This window comes from Pseudomonas sp. TUM25319, from assembly GCF_056388475.1.
The window spans coordinates 3,099,081-3,113,174 of sequence record NZ_CM150751.1; the positions used below are offsets into that span (position 1 = coordinate 3,099,081).

The following is a 14,094-nucleotide window of genomic DNA, read 5'->3' on the forward strand; positions in this document are numbered from 1 at the left end:
CCCTGAAATTGCGCGGATCTTCGTAGAGGTTGCGGTAGATCCAGCACACACCTATTCCAGTCAGGAATACGGCCATGAAAACGTTGAATTGTATTTTTTCCGCCGGACCTCATAGCGTGAGCGCTTCGAACCTGGAGAGCCCCCATGAGCCGTTCGCCGTTGAAGTTGTACGTTGATGCCCGCTACGCCAGCCCCTACGCGATGTCTGCCTACATCACCCTGCGCGAGAAGGGCATCGAATTCGAAACGGTCCTGGTGGACCTCGACTGGTCCGAGAACCGCTCGGATGACTACACGCGCGTGTCGCTCACCCAGCGGGTGCCGACCTTGATCGACGACGGCTTCGCCCTGTCGGAATCTTCAGCCATCACCGAATACCTGGAAGAGCTGTATCCCGAGGTGCCGGTATACCCGCAGGAGGCACTGCAGAGGGCGCGGGTGCGTCAGGTGCAAGCCTGGCTGCGCAGCGACCTGGGCGACATCCGCCAGGAGCGCTCGACTCTTGTGGTGTTCTACGGCGTAAAGGGCGGCCCGCTGTCCACCGAAGGGCTGGCGGCGGCCAACAAGCTGTTCAACGCTGCCGAAGCGCTGCTGGCCGGTGGCGCTGAATACATCGCTGGGCAGTGGTCCATTGCCGATGTGGAATTGGCGGTGATGCTCAATCGCCTGATCCTCAACGGCGACCCGGTTCCAGCGATGCTGAAGGACTACGCGGCGCGGCAGTGGCAGCGGCCGAGCGTGCAGGAGTGGGTGAGCAAGGTGCGGCCGGCGTTGTAGTGGTTGGGCGAGGGGCGGTCGGTGTTGCATAAAGCTACGAAATTTAGGCTTCTTCCGACTTTTGCGTAGGCAATTTCCCAATCATACTTCCGGCCCTTATCAGCCGTTGCGCCCCTTGGGATCCGTGCCTAGTCTTCGCCGGTCGCTGCACATCAGCGATCAGGTTTGGTCACCTGGAATGTTCGACGGCGCGTAAGCGTCCATCCCGCTTCGGCGGCCACTTTTGTGGTCGCCGTCTCGCGTTATGGCGGCTGTGCGTGGGGCACCTTCGGGTGCGCCGGTTTCCTCGAACCCCGGTTGACCAACCTGCGTACAGTCGCCACCCATCGTTTGGTCACATGGGTAGCGGCTCAACCCGGTTTGAGGAGCTTCACCATGAACAAGGTCGTCCCCGATCCACCGTTTTCCCTGCCTCGTCCCACCACCGTCCTCACCCACTTCGGCACCTGCGGCGGAGCCCATCAGCCGTTGTTCTCCGTGCGGGCGCAGGTCGATATCCAGGATGCGCTGAAGCACCTCTGCGCCGCGATCACCTCGGCCTTCGAAACCAATGCCCAGTTGTGCGAGCAATTGTCCCGGCCCACGGCGGATCTGGCGTGGGCGACCTATCAGTCGCTGGAAGTCAGCCAGGCGCTGACCGATGCATTGCTGGCAGGGATGGTCGAGCCGCCGGGGGACGATCCACGCTGAAGCAGGGCGCGTTGCGGTCACTGTGGGAATTGGCCTTGTCGGGGCGGCGAAGCGCCGCGACGAGGCTCTGCCAGGCAACTGCGCCGGCTGCAATGATGCCATCGCCGGCAAGCCGGCTCCCACAGAGTGGACTGCCCCACGGGCGATGAGAACTCGCGGGAGTCGAGTATCCGAAGTGGCAGTTCGGTCAACGACTTCCCTGACGCTGCGGCAACAGCGCAAAGAATCGGAGGAATCAACTCATGCGAGTTGAAACAATCAGCTATCTGAAAAAACACGCGGCCGACCTGGCCCTGGATGGTCCGTTGGTCGTTACGCAAAATGGTGTACCGGCCTATGTCGTGGAATCCTACGCCGAGCGTAAACGCCGGGATGAAGCCATTGCGCTGGTCAAACTGCTTGCCATTGGCTCCCGCGAATACGCACGAGGTGAGCACTGCTCGACCGAAGACCTCAAGGAGCACTTGAGAAAAAGGTTCGCCCCCGACTGAACAGGAGTTCGCATGCCGAAGCTGGTCATTCGCTTCACTCGTACAGCTCATCAGAGCGTTGAAGATCAACTCATTCGTTACTGCCTTCTCCAGCCGCTTTAAGGCTGGCAGGTCTCTGTTTGCCAGGGAGGCTCCCACAGGCTCTTGAGCCAGCTTCTGATGTGCGGCTGGCCCGGAGCTGTGTGGGATTGTCAGCGACACCCGCCCTAGAAGTCGTACCGCCCGGTAACCCCCACCGTCCTCGGTGCCCCCAGTACGCCCGTGTACCCCCCATTCGGCGAATTCCACAGGGTGGTGTAGTAGGTCTTGTCCGCTGCGTTCTTCACCCACAGCGCCACATCCCACTGCCCATCGCCCAGGTCGCCCCGCACGCCGGCGGACAGGTTGACCAGCGCATAGCCGGGCAGTTGCGCATGCCGCGAATCGTCCACCGTGCCCACTGCCCGGGAGCGGAAGGCGTAGCTGGCATTCACGTAGGGCCGCAGCGGGCCGGTTTCCCATTCATAGGTGCCGTTGGCATTGAAGATCCACTTCGATGCGCCGACCACGGTGTGTCCGCTGAGATCGCAGGACGCCGGTGCGCCCGGCTGCAATGCGACTTCCGCCGGGCACGGGGCGTTGCTGTAGTCGAGGTAGCGTACGTCGTTGAGCGAGCCGTTGAGGTTGAGGGTCAGGCCGCGCACCGGCAGCAGGGTCGATTCGAACTCGACACCGCGGCTGCGCACGGCCCCGGCATTGGTCAGGTAGCTGGTGAGGTTGGCGTCGTCGTAGGCGTTGGTCTGGTAGCCATGGACCTCGGTCCAGAACAGGTTGGCGTTGAGCAGCAGGCGCCGGTCGAGCAGGGTGCTCTTGATCCCCAGTTCCGCATCGTTGGCTCGCTCGCTACCGATCAGCAGGGAGTCGGCACCGGCCACCGGGGCGCTGGCGACGCTGAGGTTGACGCCGCCGGACTTCTCGCCGTGGGACAGCGAGGCATAGCCCAGTACCTGTTCGTTGAAGCGATAGGCCAGGCTCACCAGCGCCGACGGGCTGAAGCTGTACAGGTTGAGGTCGCCCGAGTCATAGGCGCCCAGCCGCGCCTGACGCACGCTGGCCGCCGCACCGCTCACGGCGGCGCCGCCGGCTGGCGCGTAGCGGCGGACCCGCGCCTGTTTCACCTCGTAGGTGCCGCGCACGCCTGCGCTGAGGTCCAGACGCGGCGTGAGGTGCCAGGTGCCCTGGGCGAAGAGGGCGAAGCTGTCGGTGTCGATGCGGCCCTTGCCCAGGCTGCGCACGTTGTTCAGCGCGCCTTGCGGGGTGCCGTTCCAGGTGTCCGCCAACGGGCCGTAGTCGGTGAAGACTTCGTTGCGCATCTCCTGGCGGAACCCGTATCCGCCCAGCACGTAGTCGAAGAATTCGCCGGCCGGCGAGGCCAGGCGCAGTTCCTGGGAGTATTGCTGGTCCCGCGCCGACTGGCCGACGTTGTACATCACCGGCACGTTGAGCTCGTCGTCGTTGCGCGGGGTAAAGTCCCACCAGCGCCAGGCTGTGACCGAGGTCAGGGTGTAGTCGCCGGGCAGGGTCCAGTTGGCCTCCAATGAGGTGCCGCCCTGGAACACCTTGACGCTCTGGTCGGCGTCGAGGTTGACGTGCCGCCCCTGGGCAAGCGTGGCGCCCACCGCGGCTGCCCGCTGCTCGTAACGGTTGATGCCGTTGAGGGTCGGCCCGCTGCTGAACAGCGAGCGGGTGCCGGCGCTGGAGTCTTCTTCGTTGTAGTCGCCGATCCAGCGCAGGCTGAAGTGGTCGCCGGGCTCGAACAGCAACTGCCCGCGAAAGCCCTGGCGCACGCCGCCACCGAGGGTGTGGCCGTCATGGTCGTTTTCCACGTAGCCGTTTTCCCGGGTGCGGTAGGCGGAGAGGCGCCCGGCGAGTTGCCGGGTCAATGGCCCGGCGAAGCTGGCATGAGTCTGGGTGTAGCCGTCTTCGCCAAAGGACGTCGAAACGCTGCCCTCGGGCGTGAACGAGGGCCGGCGGGTGCTGATGTTGAGCACGCCGGCGGTGGTGTTCTTGCCGAACAGCGTGCCTTGCGGACCGCGCAGCAGCTCGAGCTGTTCGATGTCCAGCAGGTCGAACACGGCCATGCCGGGACGACCGAGGTAGACGTTGTCGAGGTAGATCCCGGCGCTGCCTTCCAGGCCATCGCTGGCCGGGTTGTTGCCCAGGCCGCGGATCGACAGGCTGGATTGCCGCGGGTTCATGAACGCGACGTTGATGCTGGGCAATGCCTGCTGCAGGTCCTGCACGCGGTACAGCCGCTGGTTTTCCAGGGTTTGGGCCGAGAGCACGGTCATGGCGGTGGGCACCGCCTGGGCGTCTTCGACCCGGCGTCGTGCGTTGACCGTCACCGTTTGCAGGGTCGTGTCGTCGGCCTGAGTGCCGGGCTCAGGCTCGGCGGCGTAGCCGGGGCAGCAGGTGAGGGCGAACAGGCCGGGCAGGACGCACGCGCGGGCGGAAAGGGGAAACGCTGTCATCGGAAACTCCTGTGATGAAAGAACCTCTCGCTGCGCGTGGTCTGCGTAAGCGTGATCGGAAGGGGCGTTGTCGGCTCAGTCGTTCAGCCAGGGAATGTCCTGGGCCTGGTAGCGGTGGGCGCGGAAGATCGCGTTGTTCTCGCCCGGCAGGTAGGCGCGCGAGGCGGCGTCCGGGTAGGCGGCGAAGTGCGGGTTGATGTATTCCCAGACCACCTCGCCTTCGCGGGTGACTTCGAACAGCCGGCCGAAGTTGGCTTCGGTGATCAGGGTGTTGCCGTTGTGCAGGCGCTGGGCGCCGCCCATGAACGGGGTGAAGAAGGCGTAGCCGGGGGTGTCGGCGTACTGCCACTCGATGCGCTGGGCGTGCGGATCCACTTCGATCACCCGCGAGTGCGGCATCGACACATGGGGCCGCGAGATGCCGTTGTCGAACACCAGGATGCGGCCGTCTTCCAGCTCGCTCGGGCAATGCTGCTGTGCCACTAGGTCGTGGCCGAGGCGCCAGAGCACGCGGTCGCTGGCCTTGTCCACGGCGATCACCGACGACACGCTGCGCAGACTGAGGATCACCTTGCCGTCGCGGCCCGGGGTCACCGAGTTGGTCATCGGCCAGTGGTAGCGCTCGAAGCAGGCATGCAGCGGGTAGTCTTCCGGCGCCAGATGTTCCCAACTGCGCCATTCCCAGACCAGCCTGCCGGCGCGGTCGACTTCCTTGATCACGTCGCCGTAGATCACTCCGCCCGGCGCCTCGCTGCCGGGGATGCCACCCTGGACGCGACGGGCAATGTCCAGCGGCAGTGGCTCGGCGCTGCTGTACAGCAGATTGCCGTTGTCCAGCCACTGGGCGTCGTGGTGATGGGTCAGGTCGGTGTATTCCCAGACCAGGTCGCCGTCCGGTGTCACTTCGCTGAAGGCGCCGCCATGCCACACCGACCAGCCGGGAAACAGCTCCGGCGAGTCCGGGTGGTTGCCGTTGTAGCCGAGGTTGCCATTGGCCAGGATCACCGCGTCACGGCCGGGGCGCTGTGGCAGTTTCCAGCGGTGCACCTCTTCGCCGCGCAGGTTGACGAGAAACACGTTGCCGTCGGCGGTCTGCGGGGCGAACAGGGTATAGCCGCCGGCCGAGCGTTCGGCGTCGAGGGCGATCAGGCCGGTGGCGTGGCGGCGCAGGGTGGTGCGGTCGAGAGCGGTCATGGCTTTTCTCCGGGTGAACGAGGCCCTGCCGGCGAATGCGGCATGGCTTCAGGGGTTCGGATCAGGGTTGTGGGGGCAGCAGGCGGTTGTAGCGGTCGTCGAAGGCTTCGCTGACCTTCAGCGGACGGGGAATCAGCCGCGCTTCGGCGAAGCGGTCGGCCAGGCGCTGTTGCAGGCCGGTGACCCGGGCGTCCAGCGGCACGTACTGCAGATGCTGTTGCGCGAGCATTTCCTGCAGCAAGGGCACGGGCAGGCGGGTGACCTGTGCCAGTCGCGCGGCCCAGGCGTCGGGATTGGCGGTGGCCCAGGCCTGGGCGCGGGCCAGGCGCTGGATGAAGTCGCCCAGCCATTGGGCCTTCTGCGGATCGTCCAGCGCCTTGTGGCTGGCTACCGTGAAGTTCAGCCCGGTTTCCGGCCACTGGCTGCCGTCGAGCAATGTGCGGGCGCCGCGGGAGGTGGCCTGGCCGACGAAGGGATACCACACCGCCCAGGCGTCCAGCTTGCCGCTGGCAAAAGCGTTCTGTGCGTCGATGGGGCTGGCGTAGATGAGGTTGACGTCCTTGCTGCCCAGCCCGGCCTCGGCCAGGGCCGCCAGCAGCAGGTAGTGACCGCTGGTGCCCTTGGCCACGGCGATGCGCTTGCCCCTGAGGTCGGCCAGCGTGCCGATGGGCGAGTCGCCCTGCACCAGCAGCGCGTTGTTGTTCTGCGCGCCCTCGGCGGCGGCGACAACGCGAATGTCGAAGCCGCCCGCCTGGGCGAACACCGGCGGCGCATTACCGACCACGCCGACATCCACGGCCGCCGCACTCAGGGCTTCCATCAGCGCGGTGCCGGTGCCGAAGGGGTGCCAGTCGAGGGCATAGGGCAGGTTGCGGTCTTCGCCAGCGGCGCTCAGCAGTGCCTGGATCAGGCCGCTCTGGTCGCCCACTTCCAGTTCGGTAGCGGCCTGGGCGGGCAGGGCGGCGCTCAGCGAGGCCAGCAACAGCAGGCACGACAGGCGCTGGCGGAGGGACTTGGCAGGAGAAGACTTTGTCGGCATCGTCCGGGCTCTTCAATCGGAAAGTGCGCCCAGTATGTCCACGCCCCCCAGCCGCCACCATGCCAAACACCCCTCGTTTTCTGCCATGACGGCCCCGCGTACGGTGCTGGTGCTGGCCTTTCCCGGGGCGTTGCTGCTCAACGCCGCCGGCCCGCTGGAAGTGTTCGCTGCCGCCCCGCGGGTGCTGGGTGGCGAGTTGGCGCGCACACCACCGTACCGGATCGTCCTGGCCTCGCCCCTGGGCGGCGAGATCGAGACCATTTCCGGCATTGGCGTGATGACCCGTTCGCTGGACGATGTCGAAGCCGAGGCGACGCTGGACACGCTGATCGTTATCGGCGGTCCCGGTGTGTCCAGGCTGGAGAGCGACGCCGGGGTCATCGCCTGGTTGCGACGTCGTGCGCCGTCGGCGCGGCGGTTGTGCTCGATCGGCACCGGCGCTTTCGCCCTGGCCGCCGCCGGCTTGCTGGACGGTCGGCGGGTGGTCACCCACTGGAAGTTCGCCGAGGAACTGCAGCGCAACTACCCGGCCCTGACCGTGGAGCGCGATGCGCTGTACCTGCCCGACGGCCATCTGTGGACCAGCGGTGGCGCCAGCGCCGGCATCGACCTGGGCCTGGCGCTGCTGGAACAGGACCTGGGCCCCCACGCCGCCCTCAACCTGGCGCGCTACTTCACCCTGTTCCTGCGTCGCTCGGCGGAACAGGCCCAGCTCAGCGCGCCGCTCAAGGCGCAGAGCGATGCCCTGCGCAGCGACCGCGACCAGCGCCTGGTGCGGCTGCATGCCTGGATCGCCGAGAATCTTGACAGTGACCTGCGGGTGGAGCGGCTGGCAGAGAAGTTCGGCATGAGCCCGCGCCATTTCGCCCGGGCCTACACCGCCGCCACTGGCGGCACCCCGGCGCAGACGGTCGAGACCCTGCGGCTGGAAGCGGCCTGCCGGCTTCTGGAAACCAGTCAGGAACCGATCAAGCGCATCGCCGAGACGGTCGGTTTTGGCAACGAGGAACGGATGCGCCGCAGTTTCCAGCGTCAGTTGGGCGTGAGCCCGCTGGGCTATCGCTCGCGCTCACGGGTGGACACGGGCGATGAAGAGGGGCCCGTCGCCGGGCAGACCGGCTACAGGCACGAGGAGCGGGTGGCAATCGGGCTCGATCGCTTGGCGCAGTGAGCAGGGTGCTGGCGCGTCACGGCGTCCTCAGGAGTCTGATGTCAGTCGCCGTTAACTCCAGAGAAGATTTATTGTTTTGAAATAATTCTAATGACGAGTGTATTAATTGAATCTGTTTGTTAAGTTTTGTTTCTTTCTATTTCAATTCTGAAGTTTTGTTGGATTTTCCTTATTTGTTGTAGGAAACGGAGCAAGTTGTTCGAGTGCTCTGGAAAGCGCAAGTGGGATGGTTCATCCTTCCTCGCAGTTTTCCAGGGCCGGCTCGCGTAGGGCCGTGCTGATCTGTTTTTTTCCTGCAAACAATCTCGGGAGCCGAGTCTTTTCGGCTGGTCGAATCATTTCTCGGAGAGCATAGATGGCTTCAAACAGCTTTCAAAACGAAGTTCCCAAGGCGCGCGTCAATATCAAGCTGGACTTGCACACGGGGGGCGCACTGAAGAAAGTCGAACTGCCCCTCAAGCTGATGATGATGGGGGACTACAGTAACGGGCGAGAACAACGCCCGCTGTCCGAACGAAGCAAAATCAATATCAACAAGAACAACTTCAACAGCGTGCTGGCCGAGTTTTCCCCAGCGCTCAAGGTCGCGGTACCCAACACCCTGGACGGCGAGGCCTCCGAGCTGCCGGTAGCCTTGAGCTTTCGCGAAATGAGCGACTTCGAGCCGCAGCAGGTGGCGCGGCAGATTCCGCAGCTTCGCGCACTGCTGGCGGCGCGCAATCTGTTGCGCGACCTCAAGTCGAACCTTCTGGACAACGCCACTTTCCGCAGTGAGCTGGAACGCATCCTGAAGGATCAGGCGCTCAGTGACGAGTTGCGCTCGGAACTGGCGAAACTCGCTCCGAAATCATCTCGCTGATCCTATTCGCGTCGCTATCAAGGAAATTCTGAATATGTCCACGGAACAATCTTCCGCGCCGTCGCATGGCGCCACTACCCTGGTTGATGAAAGCCAGGGTATCTACAGTTCGCTGTTTGGAAAGATCAACCTGAATCCGGTCTCGGAATTGGGTGACATCGAGGTCTATCAACACACCGAGGCGTTATCGGAAGTTTCCGCCGACGAGCGGGTTACGGCCGCGGTCAGTGTGTTCATGAACTTGCTGAAACAGTCTTCGCGTAAAGTCGAGCGGCTCGACAAGACACTGCTCGACGAGCATATCGCCGCGCTGGACGGGCAAATCAGCCGGCAACTCGATGCCGTCATGCATCACCCGGATTTCCAGAGGGTCGAATCCACCTGGCGTGGGGTGAAACTTCTCATCGACCAGACCGATTTCCGCCAGAACGTGCGTATCGAATTGCTGGATGTGAGCAAGGAACATCTGGTCCAGGACTTCGAGGATGCCCCCGAAATTGCCCAGAGCGGCCTGTACGGTCACACCTATACCCAGGAATACGACACGCCGGGCGGAGAGCCGATCGCGGCGGCGATTTCCAACTACGAATTCGATCGCGGTGCACAGGACATCGCCCTGTTGCGCAACATCTCCAAGGTTTCTGCCGCGGCACACATGCCGTTCATCGGCGCCGTGGGGCCGGCCTTCTTCGGCAAGCAGTCGATGGAAGAGGTCGCCGCGATCAAGGACATCGGCAACTACTTCGACCGTGCGGAGTACATCAAGTGGAAGGCGTTTCGTGACAGTGACGATGCCCGCTACATTGGCCTGACCCTGCCACGGGTGCTCGGCCGGCTGCCCTATGGGCCGGATACCGTGCCGGTGCGCAGTTTCAACTACATCGAAAGCGTCAAAGGGCCGGACCACGACAAATACCTCTGGACCAGCGCCTCCTTTGCCTTTGCCGCGAACATGGTCAAGAGCTTCATCAGCAATGGCTGGTGCGTGCAGATTCGCGGTCCGCAATCGGGCGGCGCGGTCAGCGACCTGCCCATTCATCTGTATGACCTGGGGACTGGCAACCAGGTGAAGATCCCGTCGGAGGTGATGATTCCCGAGACCCACGAATTCGAATTTGCCAACCTCGGCTTCATTCCCCTGTCGTACTACAAGAACCGCGACTACGCCTGTTTCTTCTCGGCCAACTCGGCGCAGAAGCCGGCGCTCTACGATACCCCCGAAGCGACTGCCAACAGCCGGATCAACTCGCGCCTGCCGTACATCTTCCTGCTGTCGCGCATTGCTCACTACCTGAAGTTGATCCAGCGCGAAAACATTGGCACCACCAAGGACCGCCGTCTGCTGGAACTGGAGCTCAATCGCTGGGTGGGTGGGCTGGTCACGGAAATGACCGACCCGAGCGATGACCTGCAGGCGTCGCACCCGCTGCGTGAAGCCAAAGTGGTGGTCGAGGACATTGACGACAATCCCGGTTTCTTCCGCGTCAAGCTGTTTGCCATCCCGCATTTCCAGGTCGAAGGACTGGACGTGAATCTGTCGTTGGTATCCCGCATGCCCAAGGCGAAAGCCTGAGCCCGCCACAGGACACGACCCTCATGAAAATCGACCGGCCACTATGGTCAGCGGGTGCCTTGCTTTGTCCGCAACAATTTCAGCAACAGGCCCGTTGGGAAGCCTGGGCCAATGAAAGTGTCGCCCGCTTGTCGCGGGCTCATCCCTGGGGCGTGCAGGCTGTCGGGTTCGACCCGCTGGCCCTGCGCCAGGGCAAACTCAAGGCGACCTGCCTGAAGGTCCGGATGCCGGATGGCACGCTGATCGATACGGAAAACGCCGATCGATTGCCTCCGGCCCTGGAGCTCGACCGGCTGTTGGCCGACGAGCAGGGAAGTGTCGTGCTGGTGCTGGCAGTGCCGCTGGAGCAGGCCAATGGCGGGAACTGCGTGCTCGACGATGACGTCGCCGAACGACCGGTGCGTTACCGCCGTGACTGGCGCCGGGTGCAGGATCTGTACGGCGACGATCGGCAGGAAATGGGTGTGCTGGAGCACTGCCTGAGCGTGCGTCTGGAAAGCGACGAGAACGCCGACTATGTCACCTGTCCGATCGTGCGCCTTGCTCGCGACGGGCAGGGGCAGTGGATGCTGGATCAGCGCTACGTTCCCCCGTTGCTCAGCTTCGCCGCCCATGATGGCCTGCTGGCCCAGCTCGACAGCCTGCTGACGCAACTGTCGTCCAAGCGCCAGCGACTGATGGGCATGCGGCGGGAGAGCAACCAGCGCATGGCGGATTTTGCGGTGGCCGATGTCTCGCTGTTCTGGCTGCTGAATGCGCTCAACACCAGCCAGCCGGTGCTTGCCGATCTCAAGGAGCATCCCTGGCGGCATCCCGAACAGGTCTACCTGGAACTGGCCAAGCTCGCCGGCAGCTTGCTGACGTTTTCGCTGGAGCATGACCTCGATCAGGTGCCGGTCTATCGGCATGAGCAGTTGGAGACGGTGTTTGCGCCGTTGATGCAGACCATCTCCACCTTGCTCGAAGCCAGCCTGCCATCGCGGGTGATTGCACTGGAGCTGAGAGACAGCGGCCCCGGACGCTGGAAGGTGTCGTTGCACGATGCCCGCCTGCGTGAGCCGGAGGGTGTGGATTTCTACCTGTCGGTACGCTGCCCTGTTCCGGCAGTGCAACTGCAGGAGCAGTTCCCGCGGCTGTGCAAGGTCGGTGCGCCGGATGACGTCGATCGTTTGGTCAACGCGGCGCTCGACGGCGTGCCCTTGCGTCCCCTCAGCCACGTCCCGGCGGCGATCCCGCTGCGCCTGGAAAACCAGTACTTCGCCCTGGACTTCAGTCACCCGAAAGGCAAGGCCGTGCTTGAACAGTCGGTCTGCGCGTTCCATGTGCCGGGATCGCTGGGCGAGGTGAAACTTGAACTCTTCGCGGTACTGCGTACATGAAACGGAAAGAAACCAGGCGACTGGACGTCGATGCACTGCTGCAGAACAGCTACCTGCTGGTCGTGGAACTGGGCGCAGGCGGCAAGATAGAAAAGAGTCCCGAGCTCTGGTCGCGCTGCGTGAGTCTGATCGAAGACGCGCGCCGGGATCTCGAGGAAGCGGGCTTGAGCCAACGCTCTGCGCAATTGATCAGCCATGCGCAGTGCGGATTGCTGGATGAGCGTGTGCTCCAGTCCACCACAGGCGAGTTGCGCGCCCAATGGACCCTGCAGCCGTTGCAGGCCAGGTTCTTCAACAGCCACCAGGCTGGCGAGTCGCTTTATGAGGAGATGCGCGAGGTGCTGCGCGAACCCTCGCCCGACCCACAGGTGCTGACAGCGTTCCAGCGGATTCTGGCGCTGGGCTTCCGGGGTCGCTATCCCGATGACAACGACCCCGAGCGCGAGCGCCTGCTGGCTGAACTCAGCGCGCGTGTTGCACCGTTGCGAGCACGGCAATTGCGCCTGGGACGTCGAGCTTCAGCGTTCGGCCTGGGCGCGAGAATACAGTCGTCGCTGACCCACGGACTGACGGTAGCCCTCTTGCTCATGGCGCTCTGGTGGGGGCTGGACCAGGTGCTCGGCAACCTGATTCACGCGCTGTCGCCGGGCATCTCCCTTGAGGCGGGCGAATGACTCTCAGGCTGACACGCGCATTGTGGCTCTGGGCTGGGGGGCTGTCGCTGGCTGTCTTGCTGATGCTGCCTCAGAGCGTCGGATGGCGCGCACTGGTGGCGGTGCTGGTCATTCTCGTGGTGGTGCGCGGCTGGCGCCAGGCGGAGCGCAAGGCCGTGCGTCTGCGTCACTCGCTGCACCTGGCGGAGGGAGCGTGCCTGCCTCCCGCCGGGTATCGCCAGCCGGTGGTGCTGGTGTGTGGCGATGGTCTGGCTGCGCTGTTTGGTGGCGATTGCAGCGAGACGCCATGCCTGCAAATGACGACCAAGGGCTGCTACCTGGGCGTGCGTTCACCGGAGCAGTTGCCTGACGTAGTGGCTGCCCTGGAGGAGCGCCGACCGGGCTGGAGCAAGCAACTCAGCGTGATGTTCGTCGTCAACCCCGGCGAGCGGGCCGATGCCGCAGCACTGGCCGGGCAGGTGCGTGCCCTCGGTCATCAGCTCGCCTTGATCTCGCGGCGCGGCAGCGCATTGCCCTTGTCGCTGGTGACCTACCGGGCAGCCGTTCAGGGGCACGAGGCGTGGTTCAGTTGGCACGCGGGACAGGCCTGTCCGCGGGTACACGAAGCGGCCGGCTGCTCCAGCTTCGACGACTGGCAGCGCCAGTGCGACGCCAGCCATGCGGCGAGGGTCCAGGCTGGTGTGTGCGTCAATGGCACGCTCGCATGGCTGGAGGAAAAGGTGCTGCCTCACCTGGCGGGCAGCGGTTCGGCCCGCCAGGCGGTCGACCCCGTTGCCTTGGGTATCGCGCTCGTTCCGGTGATGCCGGGGCAGGTCGTGGGCAATCTCTGGCAGCAGTGGACGCAGGAGCAACTGGCATTGATCAGTGGCGGCGGCTCGAAACAGGTCAAGGTCGAGCCGTTGCCCTTTCCCGATCCATTGCTGGCGCTGCTGCCTGTGCGCCGCCACGTACCGCCGAAGTCGCGGGCAGCCATTCGGGCACTGTGGTTGCTGGCCCTCGCCGGTGTTGTCGGCCTGTGCAGCTCGGCCTCGCAGAACCATCAGTTGATCCGCCAGGTCAGTGCCGACCTGCAACGCTACGCGTCGATTCCCGCGCCCGAGCGCACCGATGAGCCGGCTCACGCCCTGCGCGAAGAGGCCATCGCAGTGCTGCGAGCGCACGCAGCGCGCCTCGACAGCTATCGCAGCGGGGGTGTGCCGTTGGCCCTCGGGCTGGGCCTGTACCGCGACGAGCCGATGCGCACCCGGCTGCTGGATGCGCTTCTGGCTCATCGTCAGCCGCCGGCACCGCCAGAACCGGTCGCGGTGCCACAGGTGGTGCGCCTGAACAGCCTTTCGCTGTTCGACTCCGGCAGCGCACGGCTCAAGGCAGGTTCCACCCGCGTGCTGGTCAATGCGCTGGTCGACATCAAGGCCCAGCCCGGCTGGCTGATCGTCATCGCCGGACATACCGACGCCACGGGCAACCGTGACGACAACCTGCGGCTGTCCCGCGCCCGTGCTGCAGCCGTGCGCGACTGGATGCAACACATGGGCGACATCCCCGACAGCTGTTTTGCCGTCCAGGGCTTTGGCGCCGAACACCCGGTCGCCAGCAATGACACCCAAGACGGTCGCATGAGCAACCGTCGAGTCGATATCCGTCTGTTACCGGCGGAGGGCGCCTGCCTGGCGACCTCCGTGGTTTCCGGCTGACAACCCTGTCGCAACTGCGACAGACATTCCCGTAGTAAGGAGC

The 14,094-nt window shown here is 64.4% G+C and carries 12 protein-coding genes; 9 read left to right on the forward strand and 3 right to left on the reverse strand.

The features are described 5' to 3' along the window. Positions 1-144: 144 nt before the first annotated feature. The 3 genes from yfcF to AC05QJ_RS14545 all read left to right on the forward strand — a co-directional run bounded on the left by yfcF (position 145) and on the right by AC05QJ_RS14545 (position 1,958). Positions 145-777, forward strand: coding sequence for a glutathione transferase (gene yfcF, locus AC05QJ_RS14535; RefSeq protein WP_476747515.1), 633 nt, complete (start codon positions 145-147; stop codon positions 775-777). Positions 778-1,152: 375 nt separating this feature from the next. Next, positions 1,153-1,467 carry a DUF3077 domain-containing protein gene (locus AC05QJ_RS14540; protein ID WP_476747516.1) on the forward strand — a complete coding sequence of 105 codons (315 nt, stop codon included), beginning with the start codon at positions 1,153-1,155 and terminating at the stop codon, positions 1,465-1,467. 242 nt (positions 1,468-1,709) lie between these two features. Beyond that, positions 1,710-1,958, forward strand: a complete 249-nt coding sequence (locus tag AC05QJ_RS14545; RefSeq protein WP_476747517.1) for a type II toxin-antitoxin system Phd/YefM family antitoxin — start codon at positions 1,710-1,712, stop codon at positions 1,956-1,958. 206 nt (positions 1,959-2,164) lie between these two features. On the opposite strand, the gene AC05QJ_RS14550 is transcribed toward AC05QJ_RS14545, so the two are convergent. The 3 genes from AC05QJ_RS14550 to AC05QJ_RS14560 all read right to left on the reverse strand — a co-directional run bounded on the left by AC05QJ_RS14550 (position 2,165) and on the right by AC05QJ_RS14560 (position 6,701). Beyond that, positions 2,165-4,468, reverse strand: coding sequence for a TonB-dependent receptor (locus tag AC05QJ_RS14550; protein ID WP_476747518.1), 2,304 nt, complete (start codon positions 4,466-4,468; stop codon positions 2,165-2,167). Positions 4,469-4,543: 75 nt separating this feature from the next. After that, entirely contained in the window at positions 4,544-5,662 is a 1,119-nt protein-coding gene (locus AC05QJ_RS14555) for an aryl-sulfate sulfotransferase (RefSeq protein ID WP_476747519.1), read from the reverse strand. A gap of 61 nt (positions 5,663-5,723) precedes the next feature. Then, entirely contained in the window at positions 5,724-6,701 is a 978-nt protein-coding gene (locus tag AC05QJ_RS14560; RefSeq protein WP_476747520.1) for an ABC transporter substrate-binding protein, read from the reverse strand. Between the two features lie 85 nt (positions 6,702-6,786). Between AC05QJ_RS14560 and AC05QJ_RS14565 the strand changes: the two genes are divergently transcribed. From AC05QJ_RS14565 to AC05QJ_RS14590, 6 genes are all read left to right on the forward strand, one after another. Further along, a complete protein-coding gene (locus AC05QJ_RS14565) occupies positions 6,787-7,872 on the forward strand; it encodes a GlxA family transcriptional regulator (protein WP_476747521.1) in 1,086 nt (361 codons plus the stop codon). Positions 7,873-8,227: 355 nt separating this feature from the next. Continuing rightward, positions 8,228-8,731 carry a type VI secretion system contractile sheath small subunit gene (tssB, locus tag AC05QJ_RS14570; RefSeq protein ID WP_476747522.1) on the forward strand — a complete coding sequence of 168 codons (504 nt, stop codon included), beginning with the start codon at positions 8,228-8,230 and terminating at the stop codon, positions 8,729-8,731. A gap of 34 nt (positions 8,732-8,765) precedes the next feature. Then, on the forward strand, positions 8,766-10,304 hold the full coding sequence (tssC, locus tag AC05QJ_RS14575) for a type VI secretion system contractile sheath large subunit (RefSeq protein ID WP_476747523.1): 1,539 nt from the start codon (positions 8,766-8,768) through the stop codon (positions 10,302-10,304). Positions 10,305-10,327: 23 nt separating this feature from the next. Further along, complete coding sequence (gene tssK, locus AC05QJ_RS14580; RefSeq protein WP_476747524.1) at positions 10,328-11,683, forward strand: type VI secretion system baseplate subunit TssK; 1,356 nt, start codon at positions 10,328-10,330, stop codon at positions 11,681-11,683. After that, positions 11,680-12,357 carry a type VI secretion system protein TssL, short form gene (tssL, locus tag AC05QJ_RS14585; protein WP_476747525.1) on the forward strand — a complete coding sequence of 226 codons (678 nt, stop codon included), beginning with the start codon at positions 11,680-11,682 and terminating at the stop codon, positions 12,355-12,357. Before tssK ends, tssL begins: the two co-directional genes overlap by 4 nt. Continuing rightward, positions 12,354-14,051 carry an OmpA family protein gene (locus AC05QJ_RS14590; RefSeq protein WP_476747526.1) on the forward strand — a complete coding sequence of 566 codons (1,698 nt, stop codon included), beginning with the start codon at positions 12,354-12,356 and terminating at the stop codon, positions 14,049-14,051. Before tssL ends, AC05QJ_RS14590 begins: the two co-directional genes overlap by 4 nt. Positions 14,052-14,094 lie beyond the last annotated feature (43 nt).

What these genes read in the sequence shown, in the direction of transcription:
- AC05QJ_RS14565 (WP_476747521.1), top strand. Translation starts at nt 6,787, where the DNA reads ATGACGGCCCCGCGTACGGTGCTGGTGCTGGCCTTTCCCGGGGCGTTG.
- tssB (WP_476747522.1), top strand. Translation starts at nt 8,228, where the DNA reads ATGGCTTCAAACAGCTTTCAAAACGAAGTTCCCAAGGCGCGCGTCAAT.
- AC05QJ_RS14550 (WP_476747518.1), bottom strand. Translation starts at nt 4,468, where the DNA reads ATGACAGCGTTTCCCCTTTCCGCCCGCGCGTGCGTCCTGCCCGGCCTG.
- tssL (WP_476747525.1), top strand. Translation starts at nt 11,680, where the DNA reads ATGAAACGGAAAGAAACCAGGCGACTGGACGTCGATGCACTGCTGCAG.
- tssC (WP_476747523.1), top strand. Translation starts at nt 8,766, where the DNA reads ATGTCCACGGAACAATCTTCCGCGCCGTCGCATGGCGCCACTACCCTG.
- AC05QJ_RS14555 (WP_476747519.1), bottom strand. Translation starts at nt 5,662, where the DNA reads ATGACCGCTCTCGACCGCACCACCCTGCGCCGCCACGCCACCGGCCTG.
- tssK (WP_476747524.1), top strand. Translation starts at nt 10,328, where the DNA reads ATGAAAATCGACCGGCCACTATGGTCAGCGGGTGCCTTGCTTTGTCCG.
- AC05QJ_RS14590 (WP_476747526.1), top strand. Translation starts at nt 12,354, where the DNA reads ATGACTCTCAGGCTGACACGCGCATTGTGGCTCTGGGCTGGGGGGCTG.
- yfcF (WP_476747515.1), top strand. Translation starts at nt 145, where the DNA reads ATGAGCCGTTCGCCGTTGAAGTTGTACGTTGATGCCCGCTACGCCAGC.
- AC05QJ_RS14540 (WP_476747516.1), top strand. Translation starts at nt 1,153, where the DNA reads ATGAACAAGGTCGTCCCCGATCCACCGTTTTCCCTGCCTCGTCCCACC.
- AC05QJ_RS14545 (WP_476747517.1), top strand. Translation starts at nt 1,710, where the DNA reads ATGCGAGTTGAAACAATCAGCTATCTGAAAAAACACGCGGCCGACCTG.
- AC05QJ_RS14560 (WP_476747520.1), bottom strand. Translation starts at nt 6,701, where the DNA reads ATGCCGACAAAGTCTTCTCCTGCCAAGTCCCTCCGCCAGCGCCTGTCG.